Consider the following 20,288-nt stretch of genomic DNA (forward strand, 5'->3'; position numbering starts at 1 on the left):
ATTAACTCAATTAACTCAATTAACTCAATTAACTCAATTAACTCAATTAACTCAATTAAGGCAAAAAATAAAAAGTTTGAAAACCAAAAACAATAATGTTTTATTAATACGACACCACTTCAACATTACCATTTATTTATAAGGGTAGTTATATGATTGAAATTAAAGTCGAGGTAGGTAAAAACTTCATCAATATACCATCTGGTATTTCTGGATATAGCGTATATATCAGTCAACTGGAGGCTTTTGGTAAAATACTCTTTAATTCGGGCTCTATCATTGAGCTTGACTTAGTAAGTTCTAAGTTAAAAAGCAGCGATGGTAAAGTAGTTGTTGATATCCCAACAGGAGTCCAACTCAATCAGTTTCTTGGGGAGGGAGCAGCCTCCCCAACGCCAAACCACCTAGATACACCTATTCATGATTGCTCGAAATGTAACGTCAAGCCTTTACCTGATGAACTAGCGCTTTCAGAGATAACAGGTCTACATACAAAAGTTCGGCAGGCCATGAGAAAAACCTCGGGCTTAAGCCGAGATTTAATTCCATTATCCAGTGATGAAGTGATGGACTTCTTAAGAGTGCTCCCTATTACACTAGTTCAAGAGAAAAACAAGAATGTATGCGTTTCAGGGATCCACTCTTATCTCCTAGCATCAAGCCATATTAAAAGCAGTAAGAAAGTGCCTGTGCGATGGTACACAGGCAAAATGGGCATGCCTCTTGAGCGACTCATCATGGTTGAGCTTTTGACGCTCCCCTTTGCTCTTGGTCTGAACAAAAGGCAATACCAGCCATTTTTAAGTTGCGCAAAATCCGCTTTCAATTATCTATACAAGAATTCGTTTTATAACAGCCATCACTCAGAAAAACAGATTGCCGCGCATTTAGGCATTGATGAACGCACCTTAAAAAAGGACTCATACGATGCCTAGAGAAAAAGCGCCATTAATTGAATTCTATAACTCTCCCCTGCATCGCTTCTTACAAGGAATGAAGATTCGCAATTTAACCATCGATAGCATGAGCGCCAAACGGTCCCGCCAGTTCATACTATCATTCTGCCACAAATTGCTTATCCCTCCTCACCTCAGAGCAATCGATCTTGCGATGGAAAACATGCTCAATAGCTGCGAAAACCTGATGGCAGATTGCGATGACATCTCTTTATTAGAAGCCGAACTAGGTACCGATCTTAGAGATGTAAGGCTGTTTGCAGAATTTATGCTAGACAACATTGATCTGGCTAGAATGTCCGGTGCATATATTTGGTTTGACGTTGTATTTAAAAGTAACGAAAAACCACACCCAATGGCACAACAATGGGGAACCTACCCTATTTACTCTATGCTCGTGACCTCATCTGAGGATGAAAGCTATGAGCTGGCTTTAAGTGCGTTACAGCTCATCGCTATCTCAGCATATGTATCTGTTTGCAATACTCATCAACATCTTTTTGACTATGTGAATGATCAAGCGAAATGTATCACACACCTAAATAGCTCTGCCTCAAGTGCCAGCTGTTACATTAGACAGTTTTCTGATAACACCATTGATGGTGAAGAGCTAGACTACTTCAGTGGTGAAATAGTGATTTATCATTGGTGCCTTGAAATCACATCATCGAGAAATGACTCAGTTACTGAAGAGCGTCCTGAATATCGAAAACAGTTAAGTCCATTAATCTCGAAATGGACCTCTTTCCAGCTACTACGCAAAAGCAGCAAACATTCAGGCTCTAGAAACAAAGCCAAACCCTATAATCGAAAAGCATCTGGCTGGCACGGAGGCTATTATCGTTATCACTCGGGTATTATTAGCGAAGATATGCTGATTGATGACAATGAGAGTAGCTATTTTTCAGACAAGAATAAAAGAACCTCAACGTCAATTACCACATTCAAGTTGAAAAAACTCAACTCTCTTATGCCGTTTGAGGAGTTGAAATACGCAGACTTAGAAGACGATGAGCAAGGTGATTATGATGAACTGATCAGTGTTGATGACCCTACTCCGACTAACAGTAACATTCTCAGTAAACGTCAGTTATCTCAGATAATTCGAAGCAATCAACACTTATCATTCCAATACTCAACAGCAACAAATACAGAAATAGCTCAGCTAGTTGCTTTATGCATGGATATTATCCGAAGCCCAATAAGCCATGACGACGACAGGGTAACCTATGCAGCCCCCATTGCACTGCTAATGCTATACAGTGGCTGCTCTTTGAGTGATGTAGTGCTCCGTACAAGATGGACAAACGACAACGTGTCAACCAAAGCCAAATTAACCTCCATATTAGAAGACAACCAACGGAAGTGGCTTCTCAAGATATCTACGGTTGAGCGCAAAAAAACGCTAACGGATTCCATTCTTGAACAATGCCGGCAAGTCCAACCTTACTTCAAAATACCTGATGAATTTGGAATTGCTGAGTGCTTAGAAAAGCAACATTCAGAACAGCTGAAGAGTGCAGAAAAAGGAAGAATATTTAAGAAGCGACTAAAAGATTATCGCCCAATGCTAAACAGTCTTCTAAAAAAACTTCCCAGTGGGAACAGACTAAACGAGCATAAAATTGCCAATTTTCTTCCCATACACATTACTCATCAAACAGGCGATGTTGCCTTATCTATACTAACAACCGGGCAGTATGTGCCACTTGGTAAAACACTTTTACATTACAGCGCACCATCTCCATCGTTATTAGAGCATGTTCGTCAAAAAGTCTGGCAAGACCTTTGTAAGGCAATTCCGTTACCAAGCACCATTCAAGACGCTCCAGAAAATGACGCTAATGATACGACGCATGCTGTATCCCCACTCTGCCCTTCCTACGATTCTGTATTAAAAATGGTGAGATGTACTAAAGGTGAGATTAGCCGCTATCGAGCATCTGCTAAAGTTCATGAGTTACATAATTTGATCACATATTACACTGCACAAATGTTTGCATACGGAACAGGAGTAAGAGCAATTTGCTCACCGATGATTAGCCTTGATACATTTGATTCGCGCTCTGGAACCGTAGTCATTTCAGATAAAGACGGTGAAGACTTTTATAACTCCAGACTTTGTATTCTACCGAGACGAGTAAGCGCTCAGTTAGATCTCTATAAAAGGCATGTGGAACAACTCAAAACCAACTCCTACTTTCAAGCAATGAACTTGAATTATGATGCTCAAGTTCCTGAGTTTTTCTATCTAGATGATCATGGGCACCCAACAGAAATCAAGCCCAGTATCAGCTTTGCTCTACAAGAAAAGTTTTTCCAGCTTCCACTAAATAGTAATCGTCGCCTGATCAGAACGTATCTAATGGAGCAAAAAGTGAGTGGCGAGCTTATCAACGCCTTTATGGGCCATTGGGGAATGGGACAAGAGCCTTGGGGCAAGTTTTCTTCATGCTCGCCATTTGAACTGATTGAAGCTGTGTCGCCTTATATAGATCAGCTTTTACAAGTGCTTGGGTTCGAAGTAGTTGAGGGATTGAACTATGTCCGATATATCGATCCATGATCAATATTCAAAGGCTTTATCTAATCTTTCGCCTAAAAGATTAGGCATATTTCAAGATTTTGAAACCACCTTAGATGAAACTCAGCACATATATTTCATGCACCTTATGATCTGGTTGTCTTCTGATGAAAGTCGCGAATCGAAGCTTATCAAAGACGGTTACCCGAAGGTCAAGCGACAACCTAGGCAGCATAGACAACCTAAGTTTAATTCATCAAACTTGCTGATCAGATTTATAAATGCGCATGAAGCTTTGATTGACGACAAAGTCGAAGTTTCAAAAATGCTACGCGGACTGGTTATCCATTTAAAGAATATTGAAGAAATGACGCCAGAAACGCCACTTCCAGCCTTGGTGCAAAAGCTTGATCGTGAGCCAGGCCGTTTAACTCCCAACGTATTTAAACATTACATTTCGAAATATTCTCAACTAGAAGCTGCACTAACAGAATCACTGAAATCAGGAAACTGCTCTGAAGAAGTCGTCAGAGGCCAAGTTGTGCTGTCAGCAGCTCTCTATGGAGGATTAATATCCATTGAGGGGTTATATGCACTCATTTTAAATGCTCCAAAGGGGCCGATTAGCATAAGGAACCAGTCTGCTTGGTCTCTAGATCTAACCTTAAGTGGCTACTATTACGCAGAACCAAGGGTTTGGTACCCCGATCTTTTGACGGAAACACTTCTATTGAATAAAAAGCTTGGGGTATTAGACGAGAGTACTGGGAACAAAAGAGATATGGCTCAAAAAGTTTCATCTTTCGTTCAAGCGCTCTTGTCTGATCTACCAAAGGATGTTCGCAAATCACTGTCTCTAAAGAGACAGCAGTTTGAAAAGTGCCTCGATATGATTGCTGTTGGCTACGATATTTATATTCCTCCTTTCATCACCAGATATGCACAAGGCGGATTAGTCAGCCATTCACTGAAATCATCAGCACTGAGCCGAATAGCGGGGCACCAGATTAGGCTAGACCTTGAATCAACTTTTGATAGCAACTGGGCTCCAACAGATCAAGATTTGAATTACACAACTAAAGAGACGTGTTCTAACACATACTCTGAAATCAGTGAGGAGTCACAAGCTCTAAATTGGTCATGGATCAAAGGAGAGATTATTCATGACCATTCCACTGATCAGTTAGCAGAGAGCCTAGAGTCCCTGATGAGTAGCAGAGACTCACAGATGTCTCACATCCAAAAGCTCGTGATCATGTGGGGGATAACGCTATCAAAAAATGGAAGTTCAAGTTTCGTAAACCTGCGGCCAGGCCGGATAAAAACCATGATTTCTTCCATTGGTTCTCGCCTTTGCCCTCTTATTCAAGAGAGGGATGTCACTTTATACAATGCAGAAGAACTGGAGGACTTATATGAGGACTTATTAGGAACCGTTAGCTCTCAAAGTTTAAAGCGAAAACTAGCAAATATCCTAGCTCGATTTCAGTCATACCTAGAGCGTGAGCACTACGTTGATGAAATTGATTCTAGAGAAGTATTCGGTGTACAGAACTCACCAATCCCCGTTGATGCCAACATTATCCTTATTGATGAGTACCATCACATCCTAACCACGCTTGAAGGTATTTCTGAACTTGAGTTAGCGCCGGATCTCAACATAATAGTTCGTTTAATTTTCATTCTCGGATATCGATGTGGTCTAAGGAGAAGTGAGGGCCTCAAGTTAAGGTTGGACGATATTCAAGGAGATGACGACCTTTACTTACTCATCAGACCACACATAGATCGGACTTTGAAAACAAACAACGCAAAGAGAATTTTCAAACTCGATCAGTTCTTAGGTGAAAATGAGCTCGTATTTTTGAAGTCTTGGCTGCAAAAGAGAAGAGATGCCTATCATCATAAAGAATCAAACTCACCATTCCTCTTTTATTTAACTGGCAACAATACTCCATGTATTGATGGCGATTCAGTATTTCCAATCATCCATAGCGTCATGCGAGCTGTTTGTAGAGATAACTCCCTCCGTTATCACCATCTACGACATTCATTTGCGACTCTACTATTGCTGAAGCTAATGCTGAATGACAAATCCTCTTTAAGCATTTTTGAGGCGTATCCACAAACACGGGAATGGATTAGAAACAGCGAAGGGCTCAAGAAACATCTATTTGGGACTTTAACCACCACTAAAAAGAGTCTGTATGCACTGTCAATGCTTATGGGGCATGCCTCCCCTGAAACAACACTAGAACACTATAGCCATCTGCTAGATTACATGGCCCGTGAATTGATTGAAGAAAGGCTGAAGCCAACCAGCGAACAACTCGCGCTAGCATCTGACCAATCAATTTGCACCATCTATCGCTGGTTAGAGTCTGGAAAAAATAAGTACAGAGAAAATCTTCGTAAAAAGTATCTTAATGGCGGCCTAAAAACAGCATCAATACCACCCGTAAAGGCAATCAGAAACTTTAGTCTTGAACTTACTAATAGTAATCTTGAGAAAGAATTTGACCAGTGCCGTAAGGTTCTTTTCAAGCTAATACAGAGTCCCAATAAAGAAGACAAGCTGACGCAGCTATCAAATAGTACAGGGGTAGCTAAGCCCGATATTGAGACGTGGCGGAACAACCTATATTCTCTTTTAGGTACAGATCCTCATAAGTTCGGTATGTCGAGCGCTAAAAAGATCAATTTGGAAATTTACAACGGCGAAACACTTCCTCTACCAGCACAGCCCAGAAAAACAGTTCAAGATCGCGCAGCATACCTTAGCCTGCTTACATCGCTTGATGAGATGAGTAAACATCAGCCTGAGAAGCTACAAATACTTTTAAACGGGTTCCAGCAATATACTCAAAAGCGAAATTACTTAATGAGATTCACAAGTATTGAAGATGCAAAACCTATAATCGAAGTACTCTCCTTACTCAAAACTGATAATGTCGCCCTGAAATTCACTCTACTACATGGAAAAGGCCAGAGTCATAGCAACATCATAAGAGAATGCATCCCAAACTGGAGAATGGGGTTAGGAATATCAAAAAAAGAGTCATTTGAGACCACCATAGCAAGCAATGATACTAAGGCTGGTGAGCATGGATGGCTAGGAATAAATTTAGTCAATCGACGAACGGGAAAAGCTATTGAGGGAGCTAGGTACGCATTGGCTATGAACTATATACTATTTCATAGCCAATGAGAAATAAAAGAGTGGCTCCTCTAGATGCTCCAGGGAGGTTTGAAGTACACCCAATATGGCTTATTTCAATTCTCCATCTAATGACTGAAGCGAATTTACATATTGGATCGCCGTGGGCTGAGGCTCAACAAGTTGGTCTTAGTAACAAACTTGGTTTACAAACTGATCAATTACTGCACTGCCCATCAATCTAACTTAATGCTCCCCAAAAAGTTAGATTAAACATTTTTAATCTAACTTTCCTGTGTCTAGGCAATTACTATCATTATGCGCCCGCACAGTACAGCTGAAAAATAGACACCGTTTTGAAATTTACCTTAGGAGCTGAGGTATCCACACAAATTTAAGCATAAAATTGCCTCCTTTGCTTCAGTTTCTGAACGAGTTGTTTGACACCGTCTCGCCAGTCATTTTTTGATACATGGAAGCAAATCATCACGGCCCTCTTTCCAACGTAGACAAGCTTGTTCAACTCACTTCAATAAAGCCTAAACTCCATTCTCATTTGATTCACTAATCAATGTTTAAGAGTTTATATTATGTCATATGTTGTCAGACAACATATGACATGATATAAAACAAATAAGTTAGATCGAACTGACTGAAAATCGGCCCATACCGAGTTTATGGCTTTAACAATATTCACAGGAACTTGGATTCAAAAATGACAAAAGATGCGACACAAAACCCCGTTCGAGTGGGTGTTGATATTGGAGGTACATTCACCGATATCGCACTAGAGCTAGGTGATTCAATCGTTTCGACGAAGGTGCTGACAAACTACTCGGCGCCAGAACAAGCGATCCTAGATGGTATTCATGAAGTGGTTCAGAAAGCGGGGATCTCTGTTTCTGATATCGACATGGTCATTCACGGCACCACTTTGGCGACCAATGCTCTAATTGAACGCCGTGGTGCCAGTACCGCATTTATTACCACAGAGGGCTTTCGCGACGTACTAGAAATGCGTACGGAGAATCGTTTTGAGCAATATGACCTCAATATCGTTCTACCGAAGCCACTCATTCCTCGCCCAGATCGGTTTACGATCAATGAGCGCATCAGTGCCAAAGGCGAAGTTCTTAAGCCTCTTGATGAAAAGCAAGTTGAAGCACTTGCTGACGTGATCGCCGAACGCGGCTTTGAAAGTATCGCTATTGGTTTCATGCACAGTTATTTAAACGGTAGCCACGAAGCGCGTGTTCGCGACATTCTGCAAGCTCGCTTACCGGAAGTATCTATCAGCATCTCATCTGAAGTGTCACCACAAATGCGTGAATATGAACGCTTCAACACCGTGTGTGCGAATGCATATGTTCGCCCCGTTATTGAATCTTATCTAAGCCGCTTGGTTGTTCGCCTTAAAGAAGAAGGCATTGACTGTCCCGTGTTCATGATTCATTCAGGTGGCGGCATCATTAGCGTGCAAAATGCGGCGGAGTTCCCAGTTCGATTGATGGAGTCTGGCCCTGCGGGTGGCGCCATGTTTGCCGCTGACATCGCTGAGCGTTTCAGCTTAGATAATGTGGTTTCATTTGATATGGGCGGTACCACGGCCAAAATCTGTCTCATCGAAGATGGCCGCCCGAAAACGGCAAAAACATTTGAAGTGGATCGTAGTTACCGCTTCAAAAAAGGCAGTGGTATGCCAATTTCAATTCCCGTAATTGAGATGGTAGAGATCGGTGCTGGTGGTGGCTCTTTAGCGGGTATCGATTCAATGAATCAAATCCGCGTAGGGCCTGAAAGTGCCGCATCAGAGCCAGGTCCAGCCTGTTACCAGCGTGGTGGCCTGCGCCCAGCGGTAACGGACGCCGATTTGGTGTTAGGTCGCCTTGACGCGGACAACTTCGCCGGTGGTGCCATCCAACTTAGCACTGATGCATCCTCAACAGCGTTGGTAAAAGAAGTCGGTCAACACTTGTCATTAGATGCCGTTTCTTCAGCTTACGGAGTGAGTGAAGTCGTTGATGAAAATATGGCTAATGCCGCTCGCGCCCACGCTGTTGAAAATGGTAAGGCGCTAGAAACCTTTACCATGATTGCCTTTGGTGGTGCCGCGCCCGTTCATGCTGCACGTCTGTGTGAAAAGCTTGGCGTTGAACGTCTTATGATCCCTAAGAGTGCGGGGGTTGGCTCTGCAGTTGGCTTCTTAAAAGCACCTTTCGGCTATGAAGTGGTTAAGTCAGCTTTCATGCGACTAGAAAACACCAGTGCAGCTCAGATCAACGAAACCCTAGACGAACTCTCTAGCGCTGCGGCGGCAGTGATCAACGAAGGGGCTGGAGATATCTCACCTGTTTGGGAACGACGTGCCTTCATGCGTTACGCAGGTCAAGGTTGGGAAATCCCAGTTGATTTACAAGATGGCGCCTATTCAGAGCAAGATAAAGCTCAGTTGGCTGAACAGTTTGCAGCCACCTACACACGCTTTTTCGGCCGCCCAATCGAAGGCTTACCGATTGAAATCGTCAGCTGGACTGTGAAAGCAAGCTCCCCTATGCCAGAAGTTGAAAAAGTTCCTTCTTTAGCGGATAGCAAAGTCGTCACGTCCCCTATTGCTCGCCAAGTATTTGACTCAGCACTGGCCAAATTTGTTGATGCACAAATCGTTGAGCGCGACACCTTATCTGCGGGCGCTCGCGTAATTGGCCCAGCTGTCGTCGTAGAACGCGAAACATCCACCATCGTGCCGACAAGCTTTGATGTGTTTGTGCAAAACGATGGCAGCCTGTTGCTGCAAAGCAAAAACCTAACCGCTTAAGAATTCAGGAATCAGACAATGTCGACTCAAACTCTTGCTAATGTTTATAAACAAGTTATGTGGAACCGCCTGATTTCCGTTGTGGAAGAGCAGGCAAGCACACTGATCCGTACCGCTTTCTGTCCAAGTGTTCGTGAAGCGGGCGACTTATCAGCCGGGGTCTTTGATTTGGAAGGCCGTATGATGGCGCAAGCTGTCACGGGTACACCAGGACACGTCAATACCATGGCGGAGTCGGTCTTTCACTTCATCCGTGAAATCGGCTACGACAATATGTTTGAAGGCGATGTGTACCTCACTAATGATCCTTGGAAAGGTACCGGTCACCTACATGATATTACCGTGGTAAGCCCTTCCTTCCGTGGCGGAAAACTTATTGGCTTCTTCGCCTGCACGGCACACGTAGTCGATATCGGCGGTCGTGGTTTCGGCCCTGATGCACGCGAGCTTTACGAAGAAGGCTTGTTTTTACCGATCACTAAATTGTTCGAGCGCGGTGAAGCCAATCAGACTCTCGTCAGTATTATTCGTAACAACGTACGTGAATCCGATCAGGTAGTTGGTGATATTTATTCTCTGGCTGCGTGTAATGAAGTCGGTAACCGTCGACTGCTAGACATGATGGATGAATTTGAACTGGATCATCTGCAAGACCTCGCCGAATTCATCTTTGAAAACAGCGCGAAAGCCACGGCAGAAGCATTGCAAAACTTGCCTCAAGGCAAAACGTCTTACAACGAGATGATGCTCGATGGTTATGATCAGCCGGTAAAACTGGCTGTGACATTAAGTGTTGCAGACGGCGCTATCGTTGCAGACTTTGACGGCACTTCGCCAGTGAGCCCATTCGGTATCAACGTGCCATTGATCTACGCCAAGGCGTACGCTTGTTACGGCCTAAAATGTTCTTTGGCACCTGAGATTCCGAACAACCACGCCTCCCTTGCGCCTTTCAAGGTTGTCGCACCTGACAATTGTATTCTGAATGCTAAGCGCCCTGCTCCAGTATCGGTGCGTCATGTACTGGGTCAATTTACACCTGACTTGGTATTGGGTGCGCTACAGAAGCTAACAGGTATGAACGTACCGGCTGAAGGCTCCGGCTGCCTATGGAACCTACATGTGAGTGTCCGTTCAACTGCTCCCGATGCCGACGACAGTAGTAATGCTGAAATCCTAATGTTTAACAGTGGCGGTACTGGTGCACGTGCAGAGTTTGATGGACTCAGTTCAACCGCCTTCCCAAGCGGTGTGCATACCATGCCGGTCGAAGCTTCTGAGCACGTTGGTCCGATCACTATCTGGCGTAAAGAGTTACGTCCAAGTTCTGGTGGTGCCGGTAAGCAACGTGGTGGTTTAGGTCAAGTCATCGAAATTTCGCCAAATGACGGATTTGAATTCCGCTTTAACGCCATGTTCGACCGTGTAAACCATGCCCCACAAGGCCGCTCAGGTGGTTTGGCAGGTGCCGCTGGACGCGTGTCTTTAACGGATGGAACCACCTTGAAATCAAAGGGAACACAAGCCGTCCCATCTGGAAAGACACTGTTATTGGAACTGCCTGGTGGCGGTGGTCACGGAGCTCCAGCAGAACGTAATCGTGAGCTGATCGCACAAGATGTGGCATTTGGTTACATCACCCGTGATGAAGCGAAATCCCTGTATAACTTCGACGCTGAATAAGCCTGCGGCAACGCTAACTAGAGAACACTATGAATTATCAATCGACACGATTAGAACAGGTGAAGTCCTCACCTAGCATGGCCGTTTCCCAAGCAGCGAAACAAATGGTTCGCGATGGTATGGCGGTGGTAGACCTTAGTCTTGGTGAACCTGATTTCAATACCCCAGAAGATATTATTCAGGCAGCCATTGTTGCCATGTACAAGGGACAAACACGCTACACCGCGCCAGATGGTACGCCTGAGTTAAAAGACGCCATTATCCAGAAGTTTAAGAGCGATAATGCCTTGGATTTTAATCGCAATGAGATCAGTGTTGGCAATGGTGCCAAACAGGTCATTTTCAATGCTTTAATGGCAACGTTAGAGGAAGGTGATGAAGTCGTAATTCTCGCACCTTATTTTGTTTCCTACCCAGATATGGTGAAACTTCATGGCGGTATTCCGAAAGTGGTTGCTTGTACTGCAGAGAACAATTTCTGTCCAACGAAAGAAGCATTGCAAGAAGCCATCACCGAAAAAACCCGATGGATCATCATCAACACCCCCTCCAATCCCTCCGGTGCCATTTTAACAAAAGAAAATCTGGCAATGATTGGCAATGTGGTTAACCAATATCCTCGCTGCTTGATTATGTCAGATGAAATTTACGAGAAAATCTGCTTTGACGAAGGGCAATTCACCTCATTTGGTAAAGCCTGTCCTGAGCTAAAAGACCGTACATTAATCATTAATGGTGTGTCTAAAAGCTATGCCATGACGGGGTGGCGTATTGGTTATGGCGCTGGCCCAGAAGGCTTGATCAAAGCCATGAACAAGCTTCAATCTCAAAGCACAACGAATCCATCATCCATCTCACAAGCCGCTAGCGTGAAAGCTCTGACGGGGGATCAATCCTTTGTCGAGTTTTGCCGCCTTAAATATCAGTCTCGTCGCGATTTGATGATTAGAGGGTTAGCTGATGTACCGGAACTTAAAGCATTCGTTCCTGCTGGTGCGTTTTACATCTTCGCTGACTGTGAAGCCTTGATTGGTAAAACCACTAAAAACGGTCAAGTTTTGAACAACGATACCGAGGTCGCCACCTTCCTATTGAGAGAAGCTCTGGTGGCCTGTGTTCCGGGAGCTGCGTACGGGCTGGAACCTTTCGTTCGCTTTTCTTTTGCCACCTCAGAAGAGCAACTTGAACAAGCCTTAACCAATATAAAAGCGGCAATCGCCACATTGAAATAAACAATCATGCTCAAGCTTTTAGTTTGAGTAGGTTAACCAAGGAGCTGACATGGCTAAATTTAATCGAATTCTAATCACAGGTGCGGCAGGTGCATTAGGCACAGTTTTACGTGAAAACGCTCAACATCTTGCCGACACTCTACGTCTTACCGATATCGCAGATATGGGCGAAGCCAAAGCCAACGAAGAGATTGTTCAAGCAGATCTAGGCGACTTTAATACCGTTCTAGAGATGACCAAAAACGTCGACGCTGTCATTCATTTGGGTGGGATGGCTCTAGAAAATACATTCGAAACCATTCTGAATGCCAATATCCGCGGCTTCTACAACCTGTATGAGGCTTGTCGTCAAAATGGTGTGAAACGCATCGTGTTTGGCTCTTCCAATCATGCGATCGGTTTTTACGAGCGTGAAGCCATGATTGATTCATTTGTCCCCCATCGTCCTGACAGTCTGTACGGTGTCAGTAAGGCGTTTGGTGAAGATCTAGCTCGTTACTACTGGGATAAGTTCGGTATTGAAACACTCTCTATTCGTATTGGCTCTTGCTTTCCAGAACCACTTGACCGTCGCATGCTGGCAACGTGGCTAAGCTACAGGGATTTCATTCAACTATGTGATCGAGGCTTAAACACGACTCGCGTAGGCTTTACGGTTGTTTATGGTGTTTCCGCCAATAGAGAGAACTTCTGGAACAATCAACAGGCCGCGTTCATCGGCTATCAGCCTCAAGATAGCGCAGAAATCTATCGAGAAAAGGTAGAAGCAAACTCTTCACAACCGAACCCAAATGATACAGCTGTGGTGTATTGCGGTGGTAGTTTCCCCGCTGCCGGCCATTTTGAAGACAAGTAAACACAGTAAATTTTTTAGAGAGAGATGTCTGATGTCTGTTAATAAAAAGTATGATGTAGTGATTATCGGCGGTGCCGTGATGGGCAGTTCGACGGCTTATTTCTTGGCTTCAAATCCGGACTTTAACGGCTCGGTTTTGGTCATCGAAAAAGATACCAGCTATGCCAAATCTTCTACCGCACTATCGTCCAGCTCTATACGCCACCAGTTTTCTAACGAGGTGAATATCAAGATTTCTCAGTACGGCACTGAGTTTATCAAGAGCTTCTCTGACTATTGTGCTGTAGATGGTGATGTGCCAGAACTTGGCTTCCAAGAAAACGGCTACCTCTATCTAGTTGGTGAAAACGAAAAGCCTATTTTGACTGAAAACTACAACACACAAGTTCGCCTTGGTTCTGACATGGCACTTTTGACGCCTGATGATATTAAAGCTCGCTTTCCATGGCTCGAAACCCAAGGGGTTGCAGTTGGATGCCTTGGCCTTAAAGGCGAAGGTTGGTTTGATAGTTTTGGTTTCATGCAAGGCTTTAAGAAAAAAGCACGCTCTTTAGGTGTTGAATACATCACAGATGAAGTGGTGGACTTAGTACGTAATGGCGATGCAATTGAATCCGTTAAGCTTAAATCCGGTGAAACCATCGACTGTGGCTATGTGCTTAATGCTGCAGGGCCTCGCGCCAACCAAATCTGTGAAATGGCGGGCCTTGGTATTCCAGTCGTACCTCGTAAGCGTTGTATTTTTGTCTTCGATTGTCGTGAAAAAGTCGCAGATAAAATGCCCGCGATTATTGACCCGACAGGCATCTTCTGTCGCCCCGAAGGCCAATATTTCTTATCAACACTAGAGCCAAATCCTGACCCTACGGTGGATTACGATGACTTTGATGTTATCCATTCGGAGTTTGAAGAACGTATCTGGCTACCACTTGCTGAGCGCGTGCCAGCATTTGAAGCAATCAAAGTTGTGAACTCTTGGGCGGGGCACTATGCCTTCAACACCCTTGATCACAATGCGATCCTTGGCCCACACACACAAGTGAAAAACTTCCTATTTGCCAACGGCTTTAGTGGACACGGTTTGCAACAGGCACCAGCGGTAGGTCGAGGTATCTCAGAAATCATCACTTATGGCGAGTACCGCACATTAGATCTGTCTCCACTTGGATACGAACGTATTGAAAAGCAGATCCCATTCCTAGAATCCCTAGTCATCTAATTGGATAAAAACATGACAACAACAAATTCAAACGTCAAATCCATGCGCAATGGCGGCCGTGTTTTAATCGACGCCATTCGTAACAACGGTACTGACCGCGTATTCTGCGTACCGGGTGAAAGTTACTTAGCAGCTCTTGATGCCATGTACGACACCCCAGAAATTGAGGTAAACGTCTGTCGTAACGAAGGCGGCGCGTCATACATGGCAGATGCTTATGGTAAGTTAACAGGTCGCCCTGGTGTTTGTTTCGTTACCCGTGGCCCTGGAGCGACGAACGCCAGCTGTGGTCTACACGTGGCTTACCAAGACTCAACACCGATGATTCTTTTCATTGGTCAGGTAGCACGAGCAGACTTTGATCGCGAAGCGTTCCAAGAAATCGACTATCGCCGTATGTTTGGCCAAGTCTCGAAGTGGGTTGCTCAAATTGAAGATGCAAGTCGTATCCCAGAGTACGTCAATCGTGCCTACGCTACAGCAACTTCAGGTCGTCCTGGTCCAGTTGTACTAGTCCTTCCAGAAGACATGCTTGTAGATGAGACTGACATTAAAGACCTTCCAGCATGGAAACAGATCGAAACATCACCAAGCTTAGCTGATATCGAATCCGTAAAAGCTGCGCTTGAGACCGCAGAGCGTCCATTGGCTATTATTGGTGGTTCAGGCTGGGGCGAAGAAGCCCGTCAAACACTTGAATCCATTGCAGAGACTTGGCAGCTCCCCGTTGCAAACTCGTTCCGTTGCCAAGATTACATCAACAATGAGCACCCTAACTATGTTGGAGACTTGGGCATTGGTATCAGCCCAGCTCTAACTGAACGTATGAAAACTGCGGACTTACTATTGGTGATTGGTTCACGTCTGGGAGAGATGACCACTCGTGGTTATAAGACGATCGATATCCCAATGCCGCAACAACGCATCATTCACATTCATGCTAGTGCAGAAGAGCTAGGGAAGGTCTACTACCCAGAGGTAGCCATCAATGCCACACCTTCGGCATTTGTCAAAGCGTTCGCAGAAGCGAAGCCTTCTAAAGCGCCTGTATGGGCAGCGGAAACAAAGCAAGCCCGTGCAGAATTTGAAGACTGGAATGCGCCAATTAAGGTCTCTGGTGATATGCAAATGGCAGAAATCATGGACTGGCTGAACAGCGAGCTACCTGAAGATTCTGTTATTTGTAACGGAGCAGGCAACTACACAACATGGATTCACCGCTTCTACCGTTTCCACCGTCACCGCACGCAACTCGCGCCAACCAACGGTGCTATGGGATATGGCACACCAGCGGCCGTTGCTGCGAAACTGGTTCACCCTGAGCGTACCTGTATCGCCATGGCTGGTGATGGCTGTTTCATGATGAACGGTCAAGAACTTGCCACTGCCGCTCAATATGGCGCAAACGTTATTACCATCGTGGTAAACAACAGCATGTTCGGCACCATTCGTATGCACCAGGAGCGCGAATACCCAACACGCGTGGTAGCAACAGAGCTTGAAAACCCGGACTTTGTGCAATTAGGTAAGGCCTACGGTTGCCACACCGAATTAGTGGAGAGTACCGAGCAATTTGCTGAAGCGTTTAAACGTGCGCAAAGCTCAAACAAACCTGCGTTAATCGAGATTCGCATCTCGAAAGAAGTGATCTCCCCCAACATTACCCTTTCACAGCTCCGCGGCACCAAAGTATAGCAGCCTCCAACTCTATACTCTTTTAGCAGATGCGTTTCCTCGCGAACGTATCTGCTTTTTTTATCAATAAAATAAAAAACCGCACCTTAAAAAGGTACGGTTTTTAAACATCTTCAAGTTATCAAAACTCTACTTATCTCACTTATTCAGTATAGGTACTGCTGCCACCCATTACTTGCATTTGAGGCATCACCTCATAGTGGGCAATGTCCACATGAGCTGGAGCAGACACAATATGTTTAACCGCTTCAGCAATGTCAGCTGGTTGGAGCGATTTGATCCCTTTGTAGAGCTTTTCTTGCGCGCCCTCTTCTCCTAAGAACTGATGATACAAGTTCGTCTGCACGCGACCAGGGACTATCTCCGTTATCCGAACATTCGTCCCTAATAAGTCACAACGTAGCGCTCGACAGAACTGATGTATTGCTGCTTTTGTTGCACCATATGCCGCAACACCCGGCGCAGGACAAAGGGCCGCAGAAGAGCCTATGATCACAATATGACCACGGTTGCGCTCGATCATCCCAGGCAGAGCCAAACGCACTGTTCTCATGGTGGCCATTAGATTGGTCGTAATCATCGCCTCGATCTCATCCCATGGCATTTGCTGATACGGTGCGACAGAAGGCAGTACACCAGCGTTAGCCACGATCACATCTGGGGCTGATACTTCCAGTACCCCTGCTAAGGCTTGTGCATCGTTGATGTCCAAGGCATAAGTCTGACATTCAATCTCGCTGTTTAAACTCTCTAAGCTGCTTTCACTGCGTGCCACGGCATGTACAGTTAATCCCATACTGGCAAGAGTGATGGACACATCACGACCAATGCCCTTGGATGCGCCGGTGACTAAAGCCGATTGATAATTTGGTATTAAACCCATAACCTTTCTCCTTAAGCGTAAATGTAGCCACCGCTTACAATCGTGGTTTCCCCAGTCATATAACGGTTCTTATCACCGGCTAAGAAGATAATGACATCGGTAATATCCTGTGGCTCTGCAGCACGACCTAATGGGCTGGCAGCGGTCAGTTCTGGTAAAAAGCCTAGCTCTTTGGCACGATCTGTTGCGATACCAGCGGGTGCCACACCATTAATTAGAATTTGAGACGAAGCAAACTCCGCAGCAAAGGATTTGGTTAAACTCACGACGGCCGCTTTCGTCGCCGCATAGTGTGCATTTTGAGGGTGGGCTTTGAAGGCATCCACTGAAGCAACATTGACGATTCGGCCGTTAACGTCTGCGCCCGTTGACGTAGCTAGGAAATGTTTCACCACGACTGCCATCATGTTGTAAGTGCCGCGAATATTCACCGCACACTCTAATTCCCAGTCTGCATCTTCAATCTCAAGAATAGGCTTACGCGGATAAACGCCAGCACAGTTAACCAGCACGGACACATCACCAAATTTTTCAATAATACCGTTCAATAGCTCCAACGAAGCAGATTTGCTGGTAATGTCACCGATAAAGAAAGCCGCTTTACCACCTTCACGCTCAATTTCTTCTACGGTTTGCTGACTCAATTGCGGGTTGATATCCACAATCGCTACCGTATCTCCCTGCGCGGCAAATGTTTTCGCACAGCACTTACCCAAGCCGCTTGCTCCACCTGTAATCACAATCACGCGTTCACTCATTCACTCTACTCCTAACTATTGGGCAATTCCCATCTGTTTAAAAATCCTGAAAAGGCATGAAACTCACCTCGACATCACCAAGATAATAAAAGTAGACTTTATGAGTAAAACGCTATTTCATTCATAGAAAATGAACTAAAAGTTAAGGATAGAAAGTGCCATGCCGATTAAAAATTCCGACATTCCTTCCCATAGTAGTCTGATTATTTTTGAAGCGGCAGCACGGCTAGGATCACTCACAAGCGCAGCGAATGAACTGTGTGTCACCCCTACAGCCGTCAGTAAACAGGTCAAACAGTTAGAAGCGTTTTTGAATACGACATTATTCCTACGTAAGAAGAACGGCTTAGAACTCACCACCAAAGGGCAGTCCTATCTGACGACGGTTAACCAAGTACTACACTTACTTTCCGAAGAGTCGAAGAAACTAAACGATGACCTCAATCCTTCCTCCATTAATATTGAGGTGGGTGCCTGCTTCTCTCATTTCTGGCTGATCCCAAGACTCGATGATTTTCGTAGCAAATACCCTGATATTCATTTGAATATCAGCATCAACAGTGAACGTAATATTCAGCCAACACTGAGTAAACAGCACGATGTCGCTTTTTACTACAGCGCCAAAGATACCCCAACCCCGCGAGGTATTAAGTTGTTCAATGATCGATTGCTATTGGTGTGTAGCCCCAACTTTTTACGAAAAAACCCGCAATGTGAGAACCTTGATCAGATCTGGCAACAGCCTCTTTTGGCCCTGCAAAACGCACCTAAGTTTTGGGAAAACTGGCAAACCTGGGCAAAACACCATGGCATTGCTTATCAACGACCAATCAATGAAATGCGTTTAGAGGATCAGATCAGCATTATCTATGCTGCCATCAACGGTGTAGGTATTGCCTTAGTTTGGGACTGGCATGTGGAATCATTGATCGAAGCAGGACAGCTCGTCGCCTTAAGTGAGGTGGTTGAAGGGGATAAAAATGCTTTCTTTCTTACCCTCTCTGAGAAAGAAGATAACTTTGCCGCGAAATCATTTATGAATTGGGTCACTGAAACCGCTAAAAACGTTAACAACCATCAACGAGTTGCTGTCTCGAACATGCACCGAACATCTTGGACGAACTAAACGTTTAATTTTTCAGATATAAAAAAGCCACTTACATAATAAGTGGCTTTTAAATTTTACTTTTGTATCAGCAGCATCGTCCAAGCCCTAAAGAGGAGAATGTCTCTGCCTGTCGCTAAGGTCAAGTGATACGCCCTTCCAAAGCCAATAACGCAATACTAATACGGTTTAGCTAGTCGGTCAAGGTGCCAGGATCGCCCTGAATGTAGCTTATAACTTCATCTAAAGTATCACCAGCGCCTAAATCGCCTCCAAATTTAAGCAACATGTTCTCTAGAAATGAAATTTTCTCATTTGCAGAAGATACATCGCACTTCAGTCTTTCCATATTACTCAGCAGCTTAGACTTTTCCTGAGCTAATTGCTTAGCCCTGTTCTCAATAGTATTTTTCTCAGTTAGTAGCCAATCCGTATATTGAGCACCAAGTGAGTCTTTTAACCTCTGCTTGTCTTCTGCATTCAGCTTATACAGGTGATATTTATGCTCAAACTTTAAATTTGCTGCGCGAGGTGGATGCACTCGATGAGCAGATACGGTTTGGATCATATTCAGTAGAGCGTACGATTTCTTAGAGCTGTATCGTGTAGCAAGTTTACTAAAGCTCTCTGCACTAATAGGTATGCTAAGACGATCACCAGAGCTTGGCACTCTTGTAGAGAGAGGGATAACTTGGACTCTTCCCCCTTTTGCTTTGAGTGTTATACATGGACGTCTCTTATGCATCTCTCCAGGCATTAAAGCATTATTAAAAAAGCTATTTTTTTCTGAGCTCCCATCTGACCGGTGTAACTTAGAATGGAATCCGAAATCTACTTCAACAATCTGAAACTCTTTTAAATAAAACTCCACCGATTTTGATTGCGACGATGCAAAGTCTGCAACAGAAGCGCAAGCGTCATTACTTTCCTCTAGATCAACATATATCACAGCATCATCCACCAAATTGACGCTACGGACTCGCCACAATACAGTTTCTTTAGAAGATGAGAATGATTGTTTTAGATAAACATCATGACCATCTTGGGAGCTTGATGGAACTAGAATCCTTTCAATGTTGTCATGCTGTAATGAGCCTAACGTTTCATTATCAACATTTGAGTTACGGTAAATGAGCTTCACTAAAAAGTACCTAACAGTATCCCTTATTTAACGCTGCATCATAGCATATGTAGTTTCATTCAAAGCATGATCTCTGAAAGCAACCACAAGGATTTACCTCTAACTACACCCGATGGGAAAGACGCTTGTTTTACTTTCATCATTCGCCACCAAGTTCTCTAGTCAATTAACATAAACTTCACAGACAAATCGCTCAATTTCATCATACAACTTTAAGATTCATCCTGCGTTCTTGCACGTTAGTTGCGGTAACAAAAATACCTC

Annotated in this window: 13 protein-coding genes; 10 read left to right on the top strand and 3 right to left on the bottom strand. The window is 44.4% G+C overall.

The window, feature by feature from the left end; all coding sequences use genetic code 11:
* Positions 1–152 precede the first annotated feature (152 nt).
* From C8D85_RS12455 to C8D85_RS12495, 9 genes are all read left to right on the top strand, one after another.
* Positions 153–935 (top strand): hypothetical protein, encoded by a 783-nt coding sequence (locus C8D85_RS12455; protein ID WP_133563208.1) that lies wholly within the window; start codon positions 153–155, stop codon positions 933–935.
* The gene (locus C8D85_RS12460; RefSeq protein WP_133563210.1) at positions 928–3,522 is read left to right on the top strand and encodes a hypothetical protein; all 2,595 of its coding nucleotides are present in this window, start codon (positions 928–930) and stop codon (positions 3,520–3,522) included. The genes C8D85_RS12455 and C8D85_RS12460 overlap by 8 nt, the downstream gene beginning before the upstream one ends.
* Positions 3,500–6,688 carry a tyrosine-type recombinase/integrase gene (locus C8D85_RS12465; RefSeq protein WP_133563212.1) on the top strand — a complete coding sequence of 1,063 codons (3,189 nt, stop codon included), beginning with the start codon at positions 3,500–3,502 and terminating at the stop codon, positions 6,686–6,688. Before C8D85_RS12460 ends, C8D85_RS12465 begins: the two co-directional genes overlap by 23 nt.
* A 664-nt stretch (positions 6,689–7,352) precedes the next feature.
* Positions 7,353–9,452: a hydantoinase/oxoprolinase family protein gene (locus C8D85_RS12470; RefSeq protein ID WP_133563214.1), complete on the top strand. Its 2,100-nt coding sequence runs from the start codon at positions 7,353–7,355 to the stop codon at positions 9,450–9,452.
* Positions 9,453–9,470: 18 nt separating this feature from the next.
* Positions 9,471–11,135: a hydantoinase B/oxoprolinase family protein gene (locus C8D85_RS12475; protein ID WP_133563216.1), complete on the top strand. Its 1,665-nt coding sequence runs from the start codon at positions 9,471–9,473 to the stop codon at positions 11,133–11,135.
* A 29-nt stretch (positions 11,136–11,164) separates the two neighbouring features.
* Positions 11,165–12,367, top strand: a complete 1,203-nt coding sequence (locus C8D85_RS12480; RefSeq protein WP_162847583.1) for a pyridoxal phosphate-dependent aminotransferase — start codon at positions 11,165–11,167, stop codon at positions 12,365–12,367.
* Positions 12,368–12,416: 49 nt separating this feature from the next.
* Positions 12,417–13,223 (top strand): NAD-dependent epimerase/dehydratase family protein, encoded by an 807-nt coding sequence (locus C8D85_RS12485; protein WP_133563218.1) that lies wholly within the window; start codon positions 12,417–12,419, stop codon positions 13,221–13,223.
* 31 nt (positions 13,224–13,254) lie between these two features.
* Complete coding sequence (locus C8D85_RS12490) at positions 13,255–14,442, top strand: NAD(P)/FAD-dependent oxidoreductase (protein ID WP_133563220.1); 1,188 nt, start codon at positions 13,255–13,257, stop codon at positions 14,440–14,442.
* Between the two features lie 12 nt (positions 14,443–14,454).
* A complete protein-coding gene (locus C8D85_RS12495; RefSeq protein WP_133563222.1) occupies positions 14,455–16,137 on the top strand; it encodes a thiamine pyrophosphate-binding protein in 1,683 nt (560 codons plus the stop codon).
* 142 nt (positions 16,138–16,279) lie between these two features.
* On the opposite strand, the gene C8D85_RS12500 is transcribed toward C8D85_RS12495, so the two are convergent.
* Positions 16,280–17,020: an SDR family oxidoreductase gene (locus C8D85_RS12500; protein WP_133563224.1), complete on the bottom strand. Its 741-nt coding sequence runs from the start codon at positions 17,018–17,020 to the stop codon at positions 16,280–16,282.
* An 11-nt stretch (positions 17,021–17,031) separates the two neighbouring features.
* A complete protein-coding gene (locus C8D85_RS12505; protein ID WP_133563226.1) occupies positions 17,032–17,778 on the bottom strand; it encodes an SDR family NAD(P)-dependent oxidoreductase in 747 nt (248 codons plus the stop codon).
* Between the two features lie 160 nt (positions 17,779–17,938).
* Here C8D85_RS12505 and C8D85_RS12510 point away from each other — a divergent pair, with 160 nt between their 5' ends.
* Positions 17,939–18,904, top strand: a complete 966-nt coding sequence (locus tag C8D85_RS12510; RefSeq protein WP_133563228.1) for a LysR substrate-binding domain-containing protein — start codon at positions 17,939–17,941, stop codon at positions 18,902–18,904.
* A gap of 172 nt (positions 18,905–19,076) precedes the next feature.
* Here C8D85_RS12510 and C8D85_RS12515 read toward each other — a convergent pair whose 3' ends face one another.
* Positions 19,077–20,024 carry a type II toxin-antitoxin system PemK/MazF family toxin gene (locus tag C8D85_RS12515; protein WP_133563230.1) on the bottom strand — a complete coding sequence of 316 codons (948 nt, stop codon included), beginning with the start codon at positions 20,022–20,024 and terminating at the stop codon, positions 19,077–19,079.
* Between the last annotated feature and the right edge of the window lie 264 nt (positions 20,025–20,288).

Source organism: Marinomonas communis, assembly GCF_004363305.1.
GTDB classification, from domain to species: domain Bacteria; phylum Pseudomonadota; class Gammaproteobacteria; order Pseudomonadales; family Marinomonadaceae; genus Marinomonas; species Marinomonas communis.